Genomic DNA, 23,874 nt, shown 5'->3' with positions numbered 1-23,874 from the left:
TTCTTAGGATTTCGTTAAGAGAACGACAGCCATTGAAGCTATTCCCTCTTCTCTTCCTGTAAATCCGAGTTTTTCTGTCGTAGTTGCTTTCACATTAATTTGTGAAACATCCGCTTCTAATAATGCAGCTATCCTACCTCGCATCGCTTGAATGTGTGGTGCCATTTTAGGCTTTTGTGCCATAATGGTACAATCTAAATTACCTAACGCGTATCCTTTCTCTTTCACTAAATTCCATACATGAACGAGTAATTTAGCAGAATCAGCATCTTTAAATAATGGATCTGTATCAGGAAAATGTTTTCCTATATCCCCTTCCCCTATTGCTCCAAGGCAAGCGTCCGCTATTGTATGTAATAAAACGTCAGCATCCGAATGTCCTAATAGCCCTTTATCATGTGGGATAATAATCCCCCCAATAATTAATGGGCGTCCTTCTACTAGTTGGTGTACATCGAACCCTTGTCCAATTCTTATCATTTATTTCCTTCCTTCCGACTTTTAATAATAGCTTCTCCAAATATTAAATCTTCAGGTGTTGTTATTTTTATATTCTCATAATCTCCTGGAACAATATAGACTTTCTCCCCATTATGCTCTAACAATGATGCATCATCAGTACCAGTATACCCTACCTTTACTGCGTGTTCATGGGCTCTTAATATTTGCTCATGACGAAAAGCTTGGGGGGTTTGTGCAGCCCACAAGCTTGTACGATCGACGGTATGGTGAATATATTCTTTCGAAACTTGCTTGACTGTATCTTTTACGGGGGTAGCTACAATAGACGCTCCCCTTTTCATGACCGAATCAACAAGGGCGTCGATAATCGGTTGTTTTATAAATGGTCTTGCTCCATCATGTACAAGCACGATTGGATTCCCTTGCACTGCTTTAAGTCCTTCATAAACACTTTCTTGTCTTTCACTACCACCAACAACAATTTTTTCTACCTTTTTAATTGCATATTGACTAGTTAGCCGTTTCATTTGTTCTATTTCTTCCTTGTTTACTACTAAAATGATTTTATCACAAAGAAGATCCTCCTCAAACACACGCAATGTGTGAATGAGGAGGGGGATTTGATTTATTAATAAAAATTGTTTGTTTTTTCCTGCATTCATTCTTTTCCCTTGCCCTGCTGCAGGTATGACAACTTGATAGTTCTTCATAAAAAATCTTCCCTTAACAATAAAAGTATTAGTGCTGTGATTTGTTCATTATAAAGCTTTTTCTAATAGCTTAGGTTTCGCAAAGATCATCCTACCAGCAGATGTTTGAAGTACACTTGTTACAATTACTTCAATGTTTTGACCGATATAATTTCTGCCTTCCTCTACAACGATCATTGTACCATCATCTAAATAGGCAATACCTTGATTTTGCTCTTTTCCATCTTTTATTACTTGAACACCCATTTCCTCACCAGGGAGAACTACAGGCTTCACTGCATTTGCGAGATCATTGATATTTAAGACCGATACACCTTGTAAATCACATACTTTATTGAGGTTGAAATCATTCGTAACGACGTACCCATCAAGTAATTTTGCTAACTTCACTAATTTACTATCAACTTCTTGAATATCTTCAAAATCACCTTCGTAAATTTCTACATTTACTGGTAATTCTTTTTGTATTTTATTTAAAATATCTAAGCCTCTTCTCCCTCGATTACGCTTTAGCACATCTGATGAATCAGCTATATGTTGTAATTCCTCTAATACAAATTCAGGTATCATTAAAGTTCCTTCTAAGAAACCAGTTTGACATATATCTGCAATACGCCCGTCAATAATCACACTCGTATCTAATATCTTTAGTGATCCATTTAATTGTTTGTTCCCTTGACCGTCGACCTTCTTATCTTTAGCGCTTTTTCCAATCGAAAACAAATTAATCAACTCATCGCGCTTTTTAAAGCCTACTTGGAAACCTAGATAGCCAAGTATAATAGTAATAAACAACGGTAAAATTGAGCTTACTATTTGTAGCTGCAATTCAGCAATCGGAAGTCCAAACAAATAGGCTAATAATAAACCTATCCCTAATCCCATTGTTCCAAATAGTAGATCTGTGACGGGTGCCTTTACTAACGTTTCCTCTACTAATCGGATTAAACCGACGATATCTTCCACTAACCAAAAAGTAGATAAAAATAATATAATTGCACCTAACATAGCTCCAGAATAAGGATTATCAATCCATGATGGGACGTTCCCAACATTTAAAATTTCAATAACGTTTTGTGAATAAAGAAAACCTAGTGTTCCACCAATTAATAGAATAAAAAGCTGTACTATTCTTTTGAGCATCTACTTCACCTCCTTTAATTATTATAGACAAATTTATTGAATCCAAACGCTTTATTAAATAAATCACAAAAAATTACATAATCTATCAACAAGGAATATTATCACAATAACAAAAGAGACTATTGATTGTCAATTAAGACAAACATACAATTATATCCTCAAAATACCATATTCGTCAAGGGTTGAGTTTATTTGACAGCAAACAATTTATCTTTATATATGTCTATCAATAAAAAGCTGTTCTTGAATTCTTGTTAAGCCTTCTTTAATCTTTCTCGCTCTAGCTTCTCCAATACCATCAACTTCATCTAATTCCTCTATATTTGCTCTCATGATCTCAGGTAACTCAATAAACTTATCTATTAAATTTTCAACAACAAGCGGTGGAATTCTTGGTATTTTATTTAAAATTCGATAACCTCTTGGACATATGGCAAACTCAGATAAGTTCGTACTTTTCGTATATCCTAGTAACTTGACAATCACTTGATCATCTAAAAGTTCTTCACTAGAGAGACGTTTTAACTTACGAAGAAGTTGCACTGGGTCTTGATCTTTATCGTTCATATAATCTTTTATGAGTAAAACAGCTTCATTTTCTGTGTTAGATACTAACTCTTCTAGTTGCATGGATATTAATCTACCTTCATTCCCCAGTTCATTTACGTAATTTTTTATTTCGCTTTTTATCCTTAAAACCATTTCAATTCTGTGCATCACTTGTGATACTTCCTGAAAAGTAACAAGCTCTTCAAATTCAAGAGCACCTAAATTTGTAATACCTTGATCTAAAACAGATTTATATTTTTCAAGCGTTTGAATTGCTTGATTTGCTTTTGTTAAAATGACACCGATATCCTTCAATGCATAACGGTATTCCCCTTGGTATAGTGTTATAACGTTTCTTCTTTGTGAAATAGAAACAACTAAATTCCCAGTTTGTCTAGCAACCCTTTGTGCTGTTCGGTGACGAATACCCGTTTCTGTAGATTCGATTGCATTGTTAGGAACTAATTGGGTATTTGCATACAATATTCTACTTCCATCTTCATTTAATATAATTGCGCCATCCATTTTCGCTAGCTCATATAAATATGCTGGAGAAAACTCACAATTGATAAAAAATCCACCATCGACAATATCCATCATGCTATTTGTATAGCCTAATACAATTAACCCTCCGGTTTTGGCACGTAATACATTATCTATGCCTTCCCTTAGTGCTGTACCGGGTGATACTAGCTGTAACACTTCGTTGATAAAATTTGAATCATAACTCGAACTTCGGTGATCCACTCGTTGCCCCTCCTAACGTTACTTCTATTGCTTCATTTACCGTATTTACCCCAATAACATCTATACCACTAGGAATATTCCAGCCACCAAGATTTTTTTCTGGAACAATGACTCTTTTAAATCCTAGCTTACTTGCTTCTAGTACACGTTGCTCTAACCTCGTCACTCTTCTAACCTCTCCAGTTAATCCAACCTCACCAATAATAACATCCGAGGTAGGTGTTGGCGCATCTCTAAAGCTTGATGCAATTGCGATAGCAGTCGCTAAATCGATCGATGGCTCATCTAGTCTTACACCACCTGCTACTTTCACATATGCATCTTGATTTTGTAGGAGCATACCTACCCGCTTTTCTAATACTGCCATAATTAATGAAATTCTATTATGGTCAATTCCCGTTGACATTCTTCTAGGGTTTCCAAAGCTTGTCGGTGATATGAGCGCTTGAATTTCCACTAAAACAGTTCTCGTACCTTCCATTGAAGCTACAACAGCAGAACCTGCCGCTCCAGCAGACCGTTCTTCAAGAAATATTTCTGATGGGTTTAGGACTTCCGCCAAACCAATCTCCTTCATTTCAAAGATACCTATTTCATTGGTTGACCCAAACCTGTTTTTTACTGCTCTTAATATTCTATATGTATGATGACGCTCTCCTTCAAAGTACAGAACAGAGTCAACCATATGCTCTAATAGTCTTGGACCTGCTATTGACCCTTGTTTAGTCACATGACCAACTATAAAGATTGCTATCCCTTTCGTTTTAGCTATTCTCATAAATGCTGCTGTACATTCGCGTACTTGCGAAACACTTCCTGGTGCACTCGTCACTGCATCTAAATAGACAGTTTGGATAGAATCAATAATGACTAAAGTTGGATTCATTTCTTCGATAATCTTCTCGATATGCTCAACATCCGTTTCAGCCAAAACAAATAATTCATCTGAAGAAATATGTAGTCTATCCGCCCTTAATTTTGTCTGTTTAATCGATTCTTCTCCCGATATATATAATACCCGTTCTCCATGTTTTGCAACCTCAGAGCTCACTTGTAACAGTAGGGTCGATTTCCCAATTCCTGGGTCACCTCCAACTAGCACGAGCGATCCTGGTACTATCCCCCCACCTAACACTCGATTAAGTTCATTTATATGTGTATTGTAACGTTGTTCTTCTCTTCTCTCTATTTTCGTTATTGGTTGTGGCTTTGATAAAGTTGTTGAAGCAGTGACAAAGCCTCTTTTTTTCGGAGATGCCGTTGCTTCAAATTCCTCCACCATAGAGTTCCAGCTTTGACACCCTGGACATTTCCCCATCCACTTCATTGATTCATAACCACAATCTTGACACACGAACTTTGTTTTCCTTTTTGCCATGAAAATCCCTCTCTACTACATTGGATTTTTATACCCTCTTTGCTACGTTTGAAAACTTCACGCTTCTATAGTTTATCACTTTTTTGTATTAGATGGTCATATGACAATATGTATTCTACCTTTATATGAAAAGGAAACCGGAAAAAGTCAATTTCGACTTCTTCCGGTTTGAAAGACTTAATTTTTACTTGCCTCTTGTGTTGATGTAACCGTATATTCACCGTCTTTTACATCCATTTTTACATGTTGCCCTTTAGCGATGTTACCTCTTAGTAGTTCTTCAGATAAACGATCTTCTACTTGTTTTTGCAGCGCACGTCTTAACGGTCTCGCTCCATACTCAGGATCAAAGCCTTCATCTGCAATTTTTGCCATCGCTTCCTCACTAAGTTCAAATTCAATCCCTTGTTCAGACAGACGTTTTGTTAATTGATTTGCCATTAACGAGACAATTTTCTTTATGTGCTCTTTCTCTAATGAATGGAACACAATTAACTCATCAATACGGTTTAGAAACTCCGGTCGGAAGGCTTTTTTCAATTCACTCATTACCTTCCCTTTCATATCTTTATATTCCTGTCCATCTAGCTGGGCAGTGAATCCTAAGCTTTTCGATTGTCTTAATGTACTAGCCCCTACATTTGACGTCATAATAATTGCTGTATTTCTGAAGTCTACTCTACGCCCTTTTGAATCTGTTAAGAACCCGTCCTCTAACACTTGTAAAAGTATGTTGAAAACTTCAGGGTGCGCCTTCTCTATTTCATCTAGTAAAATAACAGAATATGGCTTACGACGTACTTTTTCAGTTAATTGTCCACCTTCTTCATGTCCCACATATCCAGGGGGTGAACCAACTAGTCTAGAAGTATTATGCTTTTCCATATATTCAGACATATCAATGCGGATAATAGCGTCTTCGTCGCCAAAAAGTGATTCCGCAACTGCTCTAGCAAGCTCTGTTTTCCCTACCCCTGTTGGTCCTAAGAAGATAAACGAACCAATTGGTCTTTTAGGATCTTTTAGTCCTGCTCTTGCACGTCGTACTGCTTTTGAAACGGCTGTAACTGCTTCTTCTTGCCCAATAACGCGGTTATGCAAAATTTCTTCCATTTTTAAAAGTCTTTCTGTCTCTTCTTCAGCCAACTTACTTACCGGTATCCCAGTCCAACTAGATACTACTAAAGCAATATCCTCTGTTGTTACTTCTGAATTTTCTTGACCTTGCTTTTCTTTCCACTCTTTTTTCATTGTTTCAAGCTCTTCTCTCACTCGTTGCTCATTATCTCTAAGTGAAGCTGCCTTTTCAAACTCCTGACTTTGTACAGCAGCGTCTTTTTCTTTCCTTGTTTCTTCAAGCTTTTGCTCCATTTCCTTTAAGTTTGGTGGAGCAGTGTAAGAACGTAGCCTTACCTTTGAAGCTGCTTCATCAATAAGGTCGATTGCCTTGTCTGGTAGGAACCTATCAGATATATATCTATCAGATAGTTTAACTGCTGCTTCAATCGCATCGTCTGTAATTTCTACTCTATGATGCGCTTCATAGCGATCTCTCAAACCTTTCAGGATTTGTATCGACTCATCATTTGTAGGCTCATCAACTTGAATTGGTTGGAAGCGTCGCTCTAATGCTGCATCCTTTTCAATATATTTACGGTACTCATCTAACGTCGTAGCACCTATACATTGCAGCTCTCCTCGCGCCAATGATGGCTTTAAAATATTGGAGGCATCAATCGCACCTTCCGCACCACCAGCACCAATGAGTGTATGGAGTTCATCTATAAATAAAATGACGTTTCCAGCTTGACGAATTTCCTCCATTACCTTTTTCAAGCGATCTTCAAATTCTCCGCGATATTTCGTTCCCGCAACAACTGTTCCCATATCAAGTGTCATTACTCGTTTATTCCGCAATGTTTCTGGGACTTCATTATTAACGATTTGTTGGGCAAGCCCTTCAGCAATCGCTGTTTTACCTACACCAGGCTCTCCAATTAAAACTGGATTGTTCTTTGTTCTTCTGCTAAGAACTTGAATTACTCTTTCTATTTCTTTTGCACGACCTATTACAGGGTCAATTTGCTCCTCTTTTGCAATAGCAGTTAAATCTCTAGCTAAACTATCTAAAGTTGGTGTATTCACGTTACTACCAGCGCCACTAGCACCTTGCTGCTGATTGTTGGTAGATTCGTTGCTACCTAACAATTGAAGTACTTGCTGTCTCGCTTTATTTAAGCTGACTCCTACATTATTTAAAACTCTAGCAGCTACACCTTCTCCTTCACGTATTAATCCTAGTAATATATGCTCAGTTCCTACGTACGAATGACCTAGTTTCCTAGCCTCATCCATAGAAAGCTCGATTACCTTTTTTGCTCTAGGCGTGTAATGTATTTGTTTTGTTTTTTCTTCACCTTTTCCTATCAGGTTCTCTACTTCTGTTTGAATTTTTTCAGGACTTAACCCTAACGCTACTAGCGCTTTGGCAGCAATACCTTCTCCTTCTCGAACTAGCCCTAACAATATATGCTCAGTTCCGATATTATTATGACCTAGGCGCATCGCTTCTTCTTGTGCCAATGCTAATACCTTTTGTGCTCTTTCTGTAAATCGACCAAACATCATAATAATGACACCTCCGTAGTTTATTACTAATCTGTTTCTTCTAGTTTTAATCTTTCTCTAATTAATGTCGCTCTTCTTTGATCTCTTTGTTCGGGAGAAAGTATTTCTCCTGCATATTGTTGTAAGAAGCCTGGTTGCGTTAAGATCATCAACTCATTTAAAATATTTCCGCTAACATCATTAATGAATCCTAAGTCTATTCCTAATCTAACATCAGATAAACGCTGAGTTGCTTCTTTTGATTCCATCGTTCTACTATACGATAATATTCCGAAAGAACGATAAACACGGTCTTCCATCTGGATTTTTGATTGGTGTAGCAACGTTTCTCTCGCCGCTCTTTCTTGTTGAATTAATTGACTAACAACACTCCGTAAATCGTCTACAATATCTTCTTCCGATTTACCTAACGTCATTTGGTTAGATATTTGAAAAAGATTGCCTAAAGCTTCACTACCTTCCCCGTAAATGCCTCTGACAACTAAGCCTAGTTGGTTAATAGCTGGTAATATACGATTCATTTGTCTTGTTATGACCAATGCGGGTAAATGCATCATGACAGAAGCTCTAAGCCCTGTTCCTACATTTGTTGGACAGCTAGTTAAATAGCCACGCTTTTCTATAAACGCAAAATCAACTTTGTCTTCCATCCAATCGTCAATTTCATTTGCATACGTTAATCCTTTACTTAACTCAAAACCAGATAATAATACTTGTATGCGAAAGTGATCCTCTTCATTAATCATAATACTTAGTGATTCGTCTTCACTTAATAATACAGCACCTGCCTTTGATTCATCCGAAAGGTTAGGACTAATTAAATGCTTTTCAACAAGTACCCTTTTCTCATTTTGTTTCATATCTTCCATTTTCAATAACTCTAGGTCACCGAATTTGTGATGCGTTTTATTGGCAAATTTATCTTTAACTAATAATATATTTTCTTCTAATTTTTCCTTTGATGCTGTTATCGGAAAAGGGACATTACTCAAATTTCTTGCTAAACGTACTCTGCTGCTTAACACAATGTCAGAGTCAGGACCTTCATTTTTCATCCAAGGACTTATCGCTTTACTTATGAAATTTTGCAGAGACATAGTTACCCCTCCTTTTCGTCCTGTAAGCTTTTTTCTAAGGAACGGATTTGATCCCTAACTTCTGCTGCACTCTCGAATTCTTCTTCATTTATATATTTTTGCATATCTTGTTTTAGGCGTTCTATCTCTTTATGAACGTGGAGATCCTTCCCTTTTCTTCTCGGTATTTTCCCACCATGGACGGAGTTCCCACTATGAATTCTCCTTAAAATAGGATCTAATTTTTCGTTAAATGTATCATAACAAGCACTGCATCCAAATCTGCCTATATCAGCAAACTGTTGATATGTCATGCCACACTTTTCACATTTCAATTCTTTCTTAGGCGTGATTTGTGTGCCACTTGTAGTTGACAATGGTTTCTCTACATCTAACAAACCTGATAATAATTGGTGTATAGAAAAACTATTTGATCCCGGAAAATAATCACCTTTTTCCTTTGCACATGTATCACATATATGAAATTCTGTTTTTTCACCATTTATGATCTTCGTGAAGTGTAATGTCGCTTGGCGCTGTTGACATTCTTGACAGAGCATCACTTCTCCCTCCTATTCTTCATACTTTAAGGTTGAAATCATTGCTTTTAAAATCCTTGCCCTCATTTCATCACGTAGAGGTAATGTTAAGCTAATAATAGACCGATCAATAACACTCAACATTAGATTTGCTTCACGTTTTGTGATAACTTCTTCTTCATACAATCGAGATATAATGCTGATAGCTGAATGTTGAGATATTTGAGAGCCTGTAATTTCTACTAGCTTATCAATTAACTCATTTTTATCATTGAGCTTAACTTTTGATATACGGATATATCCACCGCCACCTCTTTTACTTTCCACCATATAACCTTTTTCTATAGTGAATCTAGTACTAATGACATAATTAATTTGAGATGGCACGCATTCAAACCTTTCAGCTAACTCACTTCGTTTAATCTCTATAAGTTCATTTTTACTATGTTCGATTATTTGTTTTAAATAATCTTCAATAATATCTGATATGTTCCGCATCTTACCCCTCCATTTTTAGAAAAGGCGATTTTTTTTATAGAAAAAGATTGATACGACCGACGAGGAGAGCATCTGCCTGAAAACAAACAATTATCTGTATTGATAATTAATACCCCATCCTAACCATGAAGAATCGTCAAAATTTGACTTTGACTATCTTTGACTATAATTATATTATATCGAAAAATTTAATCTCTGCAAGTAAAATGAATCTATATAATAGCCCAACCTTTATTAGTATATCCAAATATAGAAGCGATAATTCTACTTGGCATCAATGTTTATTTTACGAACGAATTCATAATTTTGAAGTGCTTCAACAAGAGCGTAGTACGTTTTTTCCTCCACTGTTGCCACATATAAACGATACTCAATTACGCTACTCTCTTTATATCCTTCTTGCCTTTCTGAACTAATTGCTTTAATCTGTATATCTAATTGTTCACATACACTGATGATACTCGTTAGTGTACTTTTGTTTTCGTCCACTGTAATATATATATTATTTTTTTGTGCTTTTGATAAAAAATTAAAGTCTATTTTACCTAATAAATAAAGGCTTAAAATAACAATTACCGTTGTAATAATTGCTGGCGTATAAAGCCCTGCACCTACTGTTAAACCAATTCCTGCTACAACCCAAATTGAAGCAGCAGTTGTCAATCCTCTTACTGTATACCCTTGAACTAATATTGTTCCAGCTCCTAAAAAACCAATACCACTAACTACATAAGCTGCTAAACGTGAAGGATCGAAATTAATGTAATTTTCGTTCTCACTCATATATGTTTGGAATCCATAAAATGCGAGTAACATAATTAAACAGGACCCCACACTTACTAGGAGATGTGTTCTAAACCCTGCAGGATGTTGGTGATACTCTCTTTCCACCCCAACTAAACCACCTAAAATGGCAGCTAAAACTAAACGAACTGTCATAATAAATGTATCATTTGCTAATATATCCAACACAATAGAGCCCCCCAATCTTATATTTTATTATTGTAGAAGGGCAATTCTTATAAGCATCGTACTTTTCTGTATGATTGAGATTAATAGTACGAATGTATCAACGTTATTATTTACCCTTATTTATTATTATATAAACTTGTCTCATTATATTTCCTAAATCATTAAAGATTCATGTAATATTATGGTTAGTTGTAGGGGGCTTCTATGATTATGTTTAGTTGTTGGAGTTTGCGGAATTTGGTTGGGGATTAGTCTTGGAGGTTGAGATGGTAATGCTCCTGGTATGAGAACTTTGTTGGATGCGGGTTTGGTTTTGGGGAGCATTGCTTGCTTATGGTGACCTTTGTTTAGTAAGTTTTCGTTTTTTGGTCAGCATTGGCTTCCTATGATGACCTTCGTTAGGTGAACTTTTGTTTTTGGGGCAGCATTGCTTGCTTATGATTACCTTCGTTGAGTGGTGGTTTAGTTTTGGGGTAGTATTGCTTGCGTATGATGACCTTCGTTGAGTGTGGGGTTGGTTTTGGGGGAGCATTGACTTCCTATGATGACCTTCGTTGAGTGCGGGGTTGGGTTTGGGGGAGCATTGCTTGCTTTATGATGACCTTTGTTGGGTGCGGTTTTGCTTTTGGGGTAGCATTGCTTGCTTATGGTGACCTTTGTTGAGTGTGAGTTTGGTTTTGGGGGAGCATTGCTTGCTTATGATGACCTTTGTTGGATGCGATTTTGCTTTTGGGGCAGCATTGACTTCCTATGATGACCTTCGTTCAGTGGGGATTTGGTTTTGGGGTAGCATTGGCGTCCTATGATGACCTTCGTTGAGTGTGGTTTTGGTTTTGGGGCAGCATTGCTTGCGTATGATACACCTTATTTTGTTTTTCTTAAGATTTCATGTTTCATTACTCTCGTATGACACACTTTATTTCATTCCCACTACTTTCTCGCGTGTCATTGGCCTCGTATGATACACTTTATTCCGTTCCTCCCACTTTTATATGCGTCATTGCCTTCGTATGATACACTTTATTCGTTTCCACATACTTTCTCACGTTTCATTGCACTTCTATGACACACTTTATCTCGGTCCAACTTCTTTCTCGTGTATCATTGCCTTCGTATGACACACTTTATTCCGTTCCTCCCACTTTCTTATGCATCATTGCCTTCGTATGATACACCTTATTCCTTTCCTCATACTTTCTCACGTGTCATTGCACTTCTATGACACACTTTATTTCATTCCCACTTCTTTCTAGCGTGTCATTGGCCTCGTATGATACACTTTATTCCGTTCCTTCCACTTTTCATTGCGCCATTGCACTTGTATAAAACACTTTATTCTATTTCCACCACTATTTCACGCATCATTGCGCTCCTCCCTAAAAGAACACTCCTCATTCATTTCACTACATTTATCAAATCAAACCCTACCTTCGGTTCACAAAAGTCCAAATCCTAAACAAATAAAAAAAGCCACTCTCTATTGAGAATGACTTTATCTGCCCAGCAACGTCCTACTTTCACAGGGGGAAACCCCCAACTATCATCGGCGCTGGAGAGCTTAACTACCGTGTTCGGCATGGGAACGGGTGTGACCTCTCCGCTATCGTCACTGGACTTTTTATGAGAGTTTATCCTCTCAAAACTAGATAACATTATCTGATTAAATGATCGTCTTAATAAAGTTTGGTTAAGCCCTCGATCGATTAGTATCTCTCAGCTTCACATGTCGCCATGCTTCCACATGAGACCTATCAACCTCATCATCTCTGAGGGATCTTACTCACTTACGTGATGGGAAATCTCATCTTGAGGGGGGCTTCATGCTTAGATGCTTTCAGCACTTATCCCTTCCACACGTAGCTACCCAGCTATGCTCCTGGCGGAACAACTGGTACACCAGCGGTGTGTCCATCCCGGTCCTCTCGTACTAAGGACAGCTCCTCTCAAATTTCCTACGCCTGCGACGGATAGGGACCGAACTGTCTCACGACGTTCTGAACCCAGCTCGCGTACCGCTTTAATGGGCGAACAGCCCAACCCTTGGGACCTACTTCAGCCCCAGGATGCGATGAGCCGACATCGAGGTGCCAAACCTCCCCGTCGATGTGGACTCTTGGGGGAGATTAGCCTGTTATCCCCAGGGTAGCTTTTATCCGTTGAGCGACGGCCCTTCCATACGGTGCCGCCGGATCACTAAGCCCGACTTTCGTCCCTGCTCGACCTGTATGTCTCGCAGTCAAGCTCCCTTATGCCTTTGCACTCTACGAATGATTTCCAACCATTCTGAGGGAACCTTTGGGCGCCTCCGTTACTTTTTAGGAGGCGACCGCCCCAGTCAAACTGCCCACCTGACACTGTCCCTGATCCGGATTACGGACCGAGGTTAGAATTCCAGTACAACCAGGGTAGTATCCCACCGACGCCTCCACCGAAGCTAGCGCTCCGGCTTCCAAGGCTCCTACCTATCCTGTACAAGTTGTACCAAAATCCAATATCAAGCTACAGTAAAGCTCCATGGGGTCTTTCCGTCCTGTCGCAGGTAACCTGCATCTTCACAGGTAATATAATTTCACCGGGTCTCTCGTTGAGACAGTGCCCAAATCGTTGCACCTTTCGTGCGGGTCGGAACTTACCCGACAAGGAATTTCGCTACCTTAGGACCGTTATAGTTACGGCCGCCGTTTACTGGGGCTTCAATTCAGAGCTTCTCCCGAAGGATAACCCCTCCTCTTAACCTTCCAGCACCGGGCAGGTGTCAGCCCCTATACTTCGCCTTACGGCTTGGCAGAGACCTGTGTTTTTGATAAACAGTCGTTTGGGCCTATTCACTGCGGCTCTCTCGGGCATACACCCTAATAGAGCACCCCTTCTCCCGAAGTTACGGGGTCATTTTGCCGAGTTCCTTAACGAGAGTTCTCCCGCGCGTCTTAGAATTCTCTTCCCGCCTACCTGTGTCGGTTTGCGGTACGGGCACCAGTCACCTCGCTAGAGGCTTTTCTTGGCAGTGTAGGATCAGGAACTTCGGTACTATAATTTCCCTCGCGATCACAGCTCAGCCTTATGACAAGCGGATTTGCCTACTTGTCAGCCTCACTGCTTCGACGCACATATCCATCAGTGCGCTTACCCTACCTTCCTGCGTCCCCCCGTTGCTCAAACGGTGACGTGGTGGTACAGGAATTTCAACCTGTTTGCCATCGCCTACGCCTTTCGGCCTCGGCTTAGGTCCCGACTTACCCTGAGCGGACGAGCCTTCCTCAGGAAACCTTAGGCTTTCGACGGAGGGGATTCTCACCCCTCTTTTCGCTACTCATACCGGCATTCTCACTTCCAAGCGCTCCACATGTCCTTCCGGTCATGCTTCAACGCCCTTGGAACGCTCCCCTACCACTGTCCGTAAGGACAATCCATAGCTTCGGTGATACGTTTAGCCCCGGTACATTTTCGGCGCAGAGTCACTCGACCAGTGAGCTATTACGCACTCTTTCAATGGTGGCTGCTTCTAAGCCAACATCCTGGTTGTCTAAGCAACTCCACATCCTTCTCCACTTAACGTATACTTTGGGACCTTAGCTGATGGTCTGGGCTGTTTCCCTCTTGACTACGGATCTTAGCACTCGCAGTCTGACTCCCGAGGATAAGTAAATGGCATTCGGAGTTTGACTGAATTCGGTAATCCTGTGGGGACCCCTAGTCCAATCAGTGCTCTACCTCCAATACTCTCACCTCGAGGCTAGCCCTAAAGCTATTTCGGGGAGAACCAGCTATTTCCGTGTTCGATTGGCATTTCACCCCTACCCACACCTCATCCCCGCACTTTTCAACGTGCGTGGGTTCGGGCCTCCATCCAGTGTTACCTGGACTTCACCCTGGACATGGGTAGATCACACGGTTTCGGGTCTACAACAACGTACTATGGCGCCCTATTCAGACTCGCTTTCGCTGCGGCTCCGTCTCTTCAACTTAACCTCGCACGTTATCGTAACTCGCCGGTTCATTCTACAAAAGGCACGCTGTCACCCATTAACGGGCTCCAACTACTTGTAGGCACACGGTTTCAGGATCTATTTCACTCCCCTCCCGGGGTGCTTTTCACCTTTCCCTCACGGTACTGGTTCACTATCGGTCACTAGGGAGTATTTAGCCTTGGGAGATGGTCCTCCCGGATTCCGACGGGGTTTCACGTGTCCCGCCGTACTCAGGATACACTCCGGAGGAAACAACGTTTCGGCTACAGGGCTGTTACCTTGTCTCGCAGACCTTTCCAGATCGCTTCACCTACGCTGTTTCTTTGTAACTCCGTATGGAGTGTCCTACAACCCCAAGAGGCAAGCCTCTTGGTTTGGGCTAATTCCGTTTCGCTCGCCGCTACTCAGGAAATCGCATTTGCTTTCTCTTCCTCTGGGTACTAAGATGTTTCAGTTCCCCAGGTCTGCCTTCTCATACCCTATGTATTCAGGTATGGATACCATCCCATTACGGATGGTGGGTTCCCCCATTCGGAAATCTCCGGATCAAAGCTTACTTACAGCTCCCCGAAGCATATCGGTGTTCGTCCCGTCCTTCGTCGGCTCCTAGTGCCAAGGCATTCACCGTGCGCCCTTTCTAGCTTAACCACTAAAAAGTGTGGCGTCTTACATTCGCCTTAACTAAGACACACAGTTGATTTCGTTAGAAGAATAGACTTCTATTGATATCTACTGGTGATCATTTAAATCAGTTTTTGTTATCTAGTTTTCAAAGGACAAATCGCACCACGCAAGTGTGCGATAATCAAGTAGTTGTGCTGTCTTTTGAGCTGATACGCGTTAGCGTTCAGCGAGCACAACGACTTTATTTTGAGAGTATGACCTCTCAAAACTAAACAAAAAGTCCAAAGCGAAGTTCGAAAGTAATGAGCTTTATGTTTCTACAGTTGTTGTAGAAAATAACTGCTCCTTAGAAAGGAGGTGATCCATCCCCACCTTCCGGTAGGGATACCTTGTTACGACTTCACCCCAATCATCTGTCCCACCTTCGGCGGCTGGCTCCAAAAGGTTACCTCACCGACTTCGGGTGTTACAAACTCTCGTGGTGTGACGGGCGGTGTGTACAAGGCCCGGGAACGTATTCACCGCGGCATGCTGATCCGCGATTACTAGCAATTCCGGCTTCATGCAGGCGAGTTGCAGCCTGCAATCCGAACTGAGAGTGGCTTTATGGGATTCGCTCGGCCTCGCGGCTTTGCTGCCCTTTGTACCACCCATTGTAGCACGTGTGTAGCCCAGGTCATAAGGGGCATGATGATTTGACGTCATCCCCACCTTCCTCCGGTTTGTCACCGGCAGTCACCTTAGAGTGCCCAACTGAATGCTGGCAACTAAGATCAAGGGTTGCGCTCGTTGCGGGACTTAACCCAACATCTCACGACACGAGCTGACGACAACCATGCACCACCTGTCACTCTGTCCCCCGAAGGGGAACGTCCTATCTCTAGGAGTGTCAGAGGATGTCAAGACCTGGTAAGGTTCTTCGCGTTGCTTCGAATTAAACCACATGCTCCACTGCTTGTGCGGGCCCCCGTCAATTCCTTTGAGTTTCAGCCTTGCGGCCGTACTCCCCAGGCGGAGTGCTTAATGTGTTAACTGCGGCACTAAGGGTATCGAAACCCCTAACACCTAGCACTCATCGTTTACGGCGTGGACTACCAGGGTATCTAATCCTGTTTGCTCCCCACGCTTTCGCGCCTCAGCGTCAGTTGTAGGCCAGAAAGTCGCCTTCGCCACTGGTGTTCCTCCACATATCTACGCATTTCACCGCTACACGTGGAATTCCACTTTCCTCTCCTACACTCAAGTCCCCCAGTTTCCAATGACCCTCCACGGTTGAGCCGTGGGCTTTCACATCAGACTTAAGAGACCGCCTGCGCGCGCTTTACGCCCAATAATTCCGGACAACGCTTGCCCCCTACGTATTACCGCGGCTGCTGGCACGTAGTTAGCCGGGGCTTTCTGGTTAGGTACCGTCAAGGTGCCAACCTATTTGAATGGCACTTGTTCTTCCCTAACAACAGAACTTTACAATCCGAAGACCTTCATCGTTCACGCGGCGTTGCACCGTCAGGCTTTCGCCCATTGCGGATGATTCCCTACTGCTGCCTCCCGTAGGAGTCTGGACCGTGTCTCAGTTCCAGTGTGGCCGATCACCCTCTCAGGTCGGCTACGCATCGTTGCCTTGGTGAGCCATTACCTCACCAACTAGCTAATGCGCCGCGGGCCCATCTCACAGTGTTAGGATTACTCCCAACTTTTACAATAGAACCATGCGGTTCCGTTGATCATCCGGTATTAGCTTCGGTTTCCCGGAGTTATCCCAGTCTGTAAGGCAGGTTGCCCACGTGTTACTCACCCGTCCGCCGCTAATCTCATAAGAGCAAGCTCTTATTTGATCCGCTCGACTTGCATGTATTAGGCACGCCGCCAGCGTTCGTCCTGAGCCAGGATCAAACTCTCCAAAAAATTGTTGAGTTCGATGTCTCTGACATCAAGCTAAATTTTGGCTAATTTATAAATCTTATTGACGGGATATCCTTTCATCAATCGTATATACGACTAATGTGTCTATCCCACTTCGCTTGGCTTTTTGTTTAGTTTTCAAAGATCAATAATATTGGTGGAGCCTAGCGGGATCGAACCGCTGACCTCCTGCGTGCAAGGCAGGCGCTCTCCCAGCTGAGCTAAGGCCCCAAAAAGATGGTCGGGAAGACAGGATTTGAACCTGCGACCCCCTGGTCCCAAACCAGGTGCTCTACCAAGCTGAGCCACTTCCCGTTATTTAAACTATCTACAAACACTATACTAAAGATAAAGGGATTAGTGCATGTATAATTTATTATGGCGCGCCCGAGAGGAGTCGAACCCCTAACCTTTTGATCCGTAGTCAAACGCTCTATCCAATTGAGCTACGGGCGCTTATGGTGCCGAGGGCCGGACTTGAACCGGCACGATAGTCACCTACCGCAGGATTTTAAGTCCTGTGTGTCTGCCAATTCCACCACCCCGGCTAGACGAATTACAAACTTAAATTACTGGAGCGGAAGACGAGATTCGAACTCGCGACCCCCACCTTGGCAAGGTGGTGTTCTACCACTGAACTACTCCCGCAAATAAATAAGTTAATAACGGACTAATTATATATTTTTTAAAATCGTTTGGTGCGGGTGAAGGGAGTCGAACCCCCACGCCCGAAGGCACTAGATCCTAAGTCTAGCGCGTCTGCCAGTTCCGCCACACCCGCAAACAATTTTAAAATGGTGAGCCATGAAGGACTCGAACCTTCGACCCTCTGATTAAAAGTCAGATGCTCTACCAACTGAGCTAATGGCTCCTATAAAAGGAATGAATATGGTGCTGGCCAGAGGACTTGAACCCCCAACCTACTGATTACAAGTCAGTTGCTCTACCAATTGAGCTAGGCCAGCATAAATGGTGGAGGATGACGGGATCGAACCGCCGACCCCCTGCTTGTAAGGCAGGTGCTCTCCCAGCTGAGCTAATCCTCCATTTACCTGCCCAGCAACGTCCTACTTTCACAGGGGGAAACCCCCAACTATCATCGGCGCTGGAGAGCTTAACTACCGTGTTCGGCATGGGAACGGGTGTGACCTCTCCGCTATCGTCACTGGACTTTTTATGAGAGTTTATCCTCTCAAAACTAGATAACATTATCTGATTAAATGATCGTCTTAATAAAGTTTGGTTAAGCCCTCGATCGATTAGTATCTCTCAGCTTCACATGTCGCCATGCTTCCACATGAGACCTATCAACCTCATCATCTCTGAGGGATCTTACTCACTTACGTGATGGGAAATCTCATCTTGAGGGGGGCTTCATGCTTAGATGCTTTCAGCACTTATCCCTTCCACACGTAGCTACCCAGCTATGCTCCTGGCGGAACAACTGGTACACCAGCGGTGTGTCCATCCCGGTCCTCTCGTACTAAGGACAGCTCCTCTCAAATTTCCTACGCCTGCGACGGATAGGGACCGAACTGTCTCACGACGTTCTGAACCCAGCTCGCGTACCGCTTTAATGGGCGAACAGCCCAACCCTTGGGACCTACTTCAGCCCCAGGATGCGATGAGCCGACATCGAGGTGCCAAACCTCCCCGTCGATGTGGACTCTTGGGGGAGATTAGCCTGTTATCCCCAGGGTAGCTTTTATCCGTTGAGCGACGGCCCTTCCATACGGTGCCGCCGGATCACTAAGCCCGACTTTCGTCCCTGCTCGACCTGTATGTCTCGCAGTCAAGCTCCCTTATGCCTTTGCACTCTACGAATGATTTCCAACCATTCTGAGGGAACCTTTGGGCGCCTCCGTTACTTTTTAGGAGGCGACCGCCCCAGTCAAACTGCCCACCTGACACTGTCCCTGATCCGGATTACGGACCGAGGTTAGAATTCCAGTACAACCAGGGTAGTATCCCACCGACGCCTCCACCGAAGCTAGCGCTCCGGCTTCCAAGGCTCCTACCTATCCTGTACAAGTTGTACCAAAATCCAATATCAAGCTACAGTAAAGCTCCATGGGGTCTTTCCGTCCTGTCGCAGGTAACCTGCATCTTCACAGGTAATATAATTTCACCGGGTCTCTCGTTGAGACAGTGCCCAAATCGTTGCACCTTTCGTGCGGGTCGGAACTTACCCGACAAGGAATTTCGCTACCTTAGGACCGTTATAGTTACGGCCGCCGTTTACTGGGGCTTCAATTCAGAGCTTCTCCCGAAGGATAACCCCTCCTCTTAACCTTCCAGCACCGGGCAGGTGTCAGCCCCTATACTTCGCCTTACGGCTTGGCAGAGACCTGTGTTTTTGATAAACAGTCGTTTGGGCCTATTCACTGCGGCTCTCTCGGGCATACACCCTAATAGAGCACCCCTTCTCCCGAAGTTACGGGGTCATTTTGCCGAGTTCCTTAACGAGAGTTCTCCCGCGCGTCTTAGAATTCTCTTCCCGCCTACCTGTGTCGGTTTGCGGTACGGGCACCAGTCACCTCGCTAGAGGCTTTTCTTGGCAGTGTAGGATCAGGAACTTCGGTACTATAATTTCCCTCGCGATCACAGCTCAGCCTTATGACAAGCGGATTTGCCTACTTGTCAGCCTCACTGCTTCGACGCACATATCCATCAGTGCGCTTACCCTACCTTCCTGCGTCCCCCCGTTGCTCAAACGGTGACGTGGTGGTACAGGAATTTCAACCTGTTTGCCATCGCCTACGCCTTTCGGCCTCGGCTTAGGTCCCGACTTACCCTGAGCGGACGAGCCTTCCTCAGGAAACCTTAGGCTTTCGACGGAGGGGATTCTCACCCCTCTTTTCGCTACTCATACCGGCATTCTCACTTCCAAGCGCTCCACATGTCCTTCCGGTCATGCTTCAACGCCCTTGGAACGCTCCCCTACCACTGTCCGTAAGGACAATCCATAGCTTCGGTGATACGTTTAGCCCCGGTACATTTTCGGCGCAGAGTCACTCGACCAGTGAGCTATTACGCACTCTTTCAATGGTGGCTGCTTCTAAGCCAACATCCTGGTTGTCTAAGCAACTCCACATCCTTCTCCACTTAACGTATACTTTGGGACCTTAGCTGATGGTCTGGGCTGTTTCCCTCTTGACTACGGATCTTAGCACTCGCAGTCTGACTCCCGAGGATAAGTAAATGGCATTCGGAGTTTGACTGAATTCGGTAATCCTGTGGGGACCCCTAGTCCAATCAGTGCTCTACCTCCAATACTCTCACCTCGAGGCTAGCCCTAAAGCTATTTCGGGGAGAACCAGCTATTTCCGTGTTCGATTGGCATTTCACCCCTACCCACACCTCATCCCCGCACTTTTCAACGTGCGTGGGTTCGGGCCTCCATCCAGTGTTACCTGGACTTCACCCTGGACATGGGTAGATCACACGGTTTCGGGTCTACAACAACGTACTATGGCGCCCTATTCAGACTCGCTTTCGCTGCGGCTCCGTCTCTTCAACTTAACCTCGCACGTTATCGTAACTCGCCGGTTCATTCTACAAAAGGCACGCTGTCACCCATTAACGGGCTCCAACTACTTGTAGGCACACGGTTTCAGGATCTATTTCACTCCCCTCCCGGGGTGCTTTTCACCTTTCCCTCACGGTACTGGTTCACTATCGGTCACTAGGGAGTATTTAGCCTTGGGAGATGGTCCTCCCGGATTCCGACGGGGTTTCACGTGTCCCGCCGTACTCAGGATACACTCCGGAGGAAACAACGTTTCGGCTACAGGGCTGTTACCTTGTCTCGCAGACCTTTCCAGATCGCTTCACCTACGCTGTTTCTTTGTAACTCCGTATGGAGTGTCCTACAACCCCAAGAGGCAAGCCTCTTGGTTTGGGCTAATTCCGTTTCGCTCGCCGCTACTCAGGAAATCGCATTTGCTTTCTCTTCCTCTGGGTACTAAGATGTTTCAGTTCCCCAGGTCTGCCTTCTCATACCCTATGTATTCAGGTATGGATACCATCCCATTACGGATGGTGGGTTCCCCCATTCGGAAATCTCCGGATCAAAGCTTACTTACAGCTCCCCGAAGCATATCGGTGTTCGTCCCGTCCTTCATCGGCTCCTAGTGCCAAGGCATTCACCGTGCGCCCTTTCTAGCTTAACCACTAAAAAGTGTGGCGTCTTACATTCGCCTTAACTAAGACACACAGTTGATTTCGTTAGAAGAATAGACTTCTATTGATATCTACTGGTGATCATTTAAATCAGTTTTTGTTATCTAGTTTTCAAAGGACAAACATAGTTAAAAACCCTATTCGTTATGTTCTTAAAACTACGTTAATAAATTGGTGGAGCCTAGCGGGATCGAACCGCTGACCTCCTGCGTGCAAGGCAGGCGCTCTCCCAGCTGAGCTAAGGCCCCAAATCCTTTATTATGGTGGGCCTGAGTGGACTCGAACCACCGACCTCACGCTTATCAGGCGTGCGCTCTAACCAGCTGAGCTACAGGCCCCTACAAAGGGGTATAAGAATATACAAATAAGATACTATTTATTAAGTTAATAACTTATACAGAGAGTATAATCTCTCAAAACTAAACAAAAAGTCCAAAGCGAAGTTCGAAAGTAATGAGCTTTATGTTTCTACAGTTGTTGTAGAAAATAACTGCTCCTTAGAAAGGAGGTGATCCATCCCCACCTTCCGGTAGGGATACCTTGTTACGACTTCACCCCAATCATCTGTCCCACCTTCGGCGGCTGGCTCCAAAAGGTTACCTCACCGACTTCGGGTGTTACAAACTCTCGTGGTGTGACGGGCGGTGTGTACAAGGCCCGGGAACGTATTCACCGCGGCATGCTGATCCGCGATTACTAGCAATTCCGGCTTCATGCAGGCGAGTTGCAGCCTGCAATCCGAACTGAGAGTGGCTTTATGGGATTCGCTCGGCCTCGCGGCTTTGCTGCCCTTTGTACCACCCATTGTAGCACGTGTGTAGCCCAGGTCATAAGGGGCATGATGATTTGACGTCATCCCCACCTTCCTCCGGTTTGTCACCGGCAGTCACCTTAGAGTGCCCAACTGAATGCTGGCAACTAAGATCAAGGGTTGCGCTCGTTGCGGGACTTAACCCAACATCTCACGACACGAGCTGACGACAACCATGCACCACCTGTCACTCTGTCCCCCGAAGGGGAACGTCCTATCTCTAGGAGTGTCAGAGGATGTCAAGACCTGGTAAGGTTCTTCGCGTTGCTTCGAATTAAACCACATGCTCCACTGCTTGTGCGGGCCCCCGTCAATTCCTTTGAGTTTCAGCCTTGCGGCCGTACTCCCCAGGCGGAGTGCTTAATGTGTTAACTGCGGCACTAAGGGTATCGAAACCCCTAACACCTAGCACTCATCGTTTACGGCGTGGACTACCAGGGTATCTAATCCTGTTTGCTCCCCACGCTTTCGCGCCTCAGCGTCAGTTGTAGGCCAGAAAGTCGCCTTCGCCACTGGTGTTCCTCCACATATCTACGCATTTCACCGCTACACGTGGAATTCCACTTTCCTCTCCTACACTCAAGTCCCCCAGTTTCCAATGACCCTCCACGGTTGAGCCGTGGGCTTTCACATCAGACTTAAGAGACCGCCTGCGCGCGCTTTACGCCCAATAATTCCGGACAACGCTTGCCCCCTACGTATTACCGCGGCTGCTGGCACGTAGTTAGCCGGGGCTTTCTGGTTAGGTACCGTCAAGGTGCCAACCTATTTGAATGGCACTTGTTCTTCCCTAACAACAGAACTTTACAATCCGAAGACCTTCATCGTTCACGCGGCGTTGCACCGTCAGGCTTTCGCCCATTGCGGATGATTCCCTACTGCTGCCTCCCGTAGGAGTCTGGACCGTGTCTCAGTTCCAGTGTGGCCGATCACCCTCTCAGGTCGGCTACGCATCGTTGCCTTGGTAAGCCATTACCTCACCAACTAGCTAATGCGCCGCGGGCCCATCTCACAGTGTTAGGATTACTCCCAACTTTTACAATAGAACCATGCGGTTCCGTTGATCATCCGGTATTAGCTTCGGTTTCCCGGAGTTATCCCAGTCTGTAAGGCAGGTTGCCCACGTGTTACTCACCCGTCCGCCGCTGATCTCATAAGAGCAAGCTCTTATTTGATCCGCTCGACTTGCATGTATTAGGCACGCCGCCAGCGTTCGTCCTGAGCCAGGATCAAACTCTCCAAAAAATTGTTGAGTTCGATGTCTCTGACATCAAGCCAAATTTTGGCTAATTTTTAAATCTTATTGACGGGATATCCTTTCATCAATCGTATAAACGATTAATGTGTCTATCCCACTTCGCTTGGCTTTTTGTTTAGTTTTCAAAGGTCAAAATATCTTTTAATTGTTCTCCACTGTCATGAATTGTCGTTTGACAGCGACTTAATTAATATAACATTTAGCTGATTTGTTGTCAACACTTTTTGATAATCTTTTTTGAATCATCTCGTGTTGTTTTCAGCGACAAAAAATAATATACCACGATAATAAAATCGATGCAACCCTTTTTTATAAAAAAATTACACTGTTAAATAATTTGTATTTGCTTAGGTAATGAAACAACAATTACAAGCTAGCTAAACAAATATGTAATGAAATAATTTAATATTCTTCTACAAAAAGAGCA

The 23,874-nt window shown here is 43.6% G+C and carries 10 protein-coding genes, 11 tRNA genes and 6 rRNA genes; all 27 read right to left on the bottom strand.

What is annotated here, in order from left to right; all coding sequences use genetic code 11:
- Nucleotides 1-3: 3 nt before the first annotated feature.
- Complete coding sequence (gene ispF, locus BCELL_RS00575; protein ID WP_013486726.1) at nucleotides 4-480, bottom strand: 2-C-methyl-D-erythritol 2,4-cyclodiphosphate synthase; 477 nt, start codon at nucleotides 478-480, stop codon at nucleotides 4-6.
- Nucleotides 477-1,172: a 2-C-methyl-D-erythritol 4-phosphate cytidylyltransferase gene (ispD, locus tag BCELL_RS00570; RefSeq protein ID WP_013486725.1), complete on the bottom strand. Its 696-nt coding sequence runs from the start codon at nucleotides 1,170-1,172 to the stop codon at nucleotides 477-479. Before ispD ends, ispF begins: the two co-directional genes overlap by 4 nt.
- Before the next feature lie 48 nt (nucleotides 1,173-1,220).
- Nucleotides 1,221-2,315: a PIN/TRAM domain-containing protein gene (locus BCELL_RS00565; RefSeq protein WP_013486724.1), complete on the bottom strand. Its 1,095-nt coding sequence runs from the start codon at nucleotides 2,313-2,315 to the stop codon at nucleotides 1,221-1,223.
- Nucleotides 2,316-2,528: 213 nt separating this feature from the next.
- Nucleotides 2,529-3,611: a DNA integrity scanning diadenylate cyclase DisA gene (disA, locus tag BCELL_RS00560; protein WP_013486723.1), complete on the bottom strand. Its 1,083-nt coding sequence runs from the start codon at nucleotides 3,609-3,611 to the stop codon at nucleotides 2,529-2,531.
- On the bottom strand, nucleotides 3,586-4,989 hold the full coding sequence (radA, locus tag BCELL_RS00555) for a DNA repair protein RadA (RefSeq protein WP_013486722.1): 1,404 nt from the start codon (nucleotides 4,987-4,989) through the stop codon (nucleotides 3,586-3,588). Before radA ends, disA begins: the two co-directional genes overlap by 26 nt.
- A gap of 177 nt (nucleotides 4,990-5,166) precedes the next feature.
- Nucleotides 5,167-7,617 (bottom strand): ATP-dependent protease ATP-binding subunit ClpC, encoded by a 2,451-nt coding sequence (clpC, locus tag BCELL_RS00550; protein ID WP_013486721.1) that lies wholly within the window; start codon nucleotides 7,615-7,617, stop codon nucleotides 5,167-5,169.
- A 26-nt stretch (nucleotides 7,618-7,643) separates the two neighbouring features.
- Nucleotides 7,644-8,714, bottom strand: coding sequence for a protein-arginine kinase McsB (gene mcsB, locus BCELL_RS00545; protein ID WP_013486720.1), 1,071 nt, complete (start codon nucleotides 8,712-8,714; stop codon nucleotides 7,644-7,646).
- Nucleotides 8,715-8,716: 2 nt separating this feature from the next.
- Nucleotides 8,717-9,253: a protein-arginine kinase activator protein McsA gene (gene mcsA / locus BCELL_RS00540; RefSeq protein WP_013486719.1), complete on the bottom strand. Its 537-nt coding sequence runs from the start codon at nucleotides 9,251-9,253 to the stop codon at nucleotides 8,717-8,719.
- 12 nt (nucleotides 9,254-9,265) lie between these two features.
- On the bottom strand, nucleotides 9,266-9,730 hold the full coding sequence (locus BCELL_RS00535; protein ID WP_013486718.1) for a CtsR family transcriptional regulator: 465 nt from the start codon (nucleotides 9,728-9,730) through the stop codon (nucleotides 9,266-9,268).
- A gap of 264 nt (nucleotides 9,731-9,994) precedes the next feature.
- Entirely contained in the window at nucleotides 9,995-10,702 is a 708-nt protein-coding gene (locus BCELL_RS00530; protein ID WP_013486717.1) for an MgtC/SapB family protein, read from the bottom strand.
- A 1,498-nt stretch (nucleotides 10,703-12,200) separates the two neighbouring features.
- Nucleotides 12,201-12,316, bottom strand: a 5S ribosomal RNA gene (gene rrf / locus BCELL_RS00525).
- A gap of 69 nt (nucleotides 12,317-12,385) precedes the next feature.
- Nucleotides 12,386-15,318, bottom strand: a 23S ribosomal RNA gene (locus tag BCELL_RS00520).
- A 326-nt stretch (nucleotides 15,319-15,644) separates the two neighbouring features.
- Nucleotides 15,645-17,199: ribosomal RNA gene (locus BCELL_RS00515) — 16S ribosomal RNA — on the bottom strand.
- Between the two features lie 152 nt (nucleotides 17,200-17,351).
- Nucleotides 17,352-17,427, bottom strand: a tRNA-Ala gene (locus tag BCELL_RS00510).
- A 7-nt stretch (nucleotides 17,428-17,434) separates the two neighbouring features.
- Nucleotides 17,435-17,511 (bottom strand) — tRNA-Pro (locus BCELL_RS00505).
- A 64-nt stretch (nucleotides 17,512-17,575) separates the two neighbouring features.
- A tRNA-Arg gene (locus BCELL_RS00500) sits at nucleotides 17,576-17,652 on the bottom strand.
- 3 nt (nucleotides 17,653-17,655) lie between these two features.
- Nucleotides 17,656-17,744 (bottom strand) — tRNA-Leu (locus BCELL_RS00495).
- A gap of 25 nt (nucleotides 17,745-17,769) precedes the next feature.
- Nucleotides 17,770-17,844 (bottom strand) — tRNA-Gly (locus BCELL_RS00490).
- Between the two features lie 48 nt (nucleotides 17,845-17,892).
- Nucleotides 17,893-17,977 (bottom strand) — tRNA-Leu (locus BCELL_RS00485).
- 14 nt (nucleotides 17,978-17,991) lie between these two features.
- Nucleotides 17,992-18,067, bottom strand: a tRNA-Lys gene (locus BCELL_RS00480).
- Between the two features lie 18 nt (nucleotides 18,068-18,085).
- Nucleotides 18,086-18,161, bottom strand: a tRNA-Thr gene (locus BCELL_RS00475).
- Between the two features lie 5 nt (nucleotides 18,162-18,166).
- Nucleotides 18,167-18,242 (bottom strand) — tRNA-Val (locus BCELL_RS00470).
- A gap of 8 nt (nucleotides 18,243-18,250) precedes the next feature.
- A 5S ribosomal RNA gene (rrf, locus tag BCELL_RS00465) occupies nucleotides 18,251-18,366 on the bottom strand.
- Between the two features lie 69 nt (nucleotides 18,367-18,435).
- A 23S ribosomal RNA gene (locus BCELL_RS00460) occupies nucleotides 18,436-21,368 on the bottom strand.
- 182 nt (nucleotides 21,369-21,550) lie between these two features.
- Nucleotides 21,551-21,626 (bottom strand) — tRNA-Ala (locus BCELL_RS00455).
- A 13-nt stretch (nucleotides 21,627-21,639) separates the two neighbouring features.
- Nucleotides 21,640-21,716, bottom strand: a tRNA-Ile gene (locus BCELL_RS00450).
- Between the two features lie 163 nt (nucleotides 21,717-21,879).
- A 16S ribosomal RNA gene (locus BCELL_RS00445) occupies nucleotides 21,880-23,434 on the bottom strand.
- Together the 16S, 23S and 5S rRNA genes with 11 tRNA genes alongside form the textbook arrangement of a ribosomal RNA operon.
- Nucleotides 23,435-23,874: the final 440 nt, after the last annotated feature.

Source organism: Evansella cellulosilytica DSM 2522 (genome assembly GCF_000177235.2).
GTDB classification, from domain to species: Bacteria; Bacillota; Bacilli; order Bacillales; family Salisediminibacteriaceae; genus Evansella; species Evansella cellulosilytica.
This window is presented reverse-complemented; position numbering and strand designations above follow the sequence as displayed.

What these genes read in the sequence shown, in the direction of transcription:
- ispF (WP_013486726.1), bottom strand. Translation starts at nt 480, where the DNA reads ATGATAAGAATTGGACAAGGGTTCGATGTACACCAACTAGTAGAAGGA.
- BCELL_RS00565 (WP_013486724.1), bottom strand. Translation starts at nt 2,315, where the DNA reads ATGCTCAAAAGAATAGTACAGCTTTTTATTCTATTAATTGGTGGAACA.
- clpC (WP_013486721.1), bottom strand. Translation starts at nt 7,617, where the DNA reads ATGATGTTTGGTCGATTTACAGAAAGAGCACAAAAGGTATTAGCATTG.
- mcsA (WP_013486719.1), bottom strand. Translation starts at nt 9,253, where the DNA reads ATGCTCTGTCAAGAATGTCAACAGCGCCAAGCGACATTACACTTCACG.
- mcsB (WP_013486720.1), bottom strand. Translation starts at nt 8,714, where the DNA reads ATGTCTCTGCAAAATTTCATAAGTAAAGCGATAAGTCCTTGGATGAAA.
- BCELL_RS00535 (WP_013486718.1), bottom strand. Translation starts at nt 9,730, where the DNA reads ATGCGGAACATATCAGATATTATTGAAGATTATTTAAAACAAATAATC.
- ispD (WP_013486725.1), bottom strand. Translation starts at nt 1,172, where the DNA reads ATGAAGAACTATCAAGTTGTCATACCTGCAGCAGGGCAAGGGAAAAGA.
- radA (WP_013486722.1), bottom strand. Translation starts at nt 4,989, where the DNA reads ATGGCAAAAAGGAAAACAAAGTTCGTGTGTCAAGATTGTGGTTATGAA.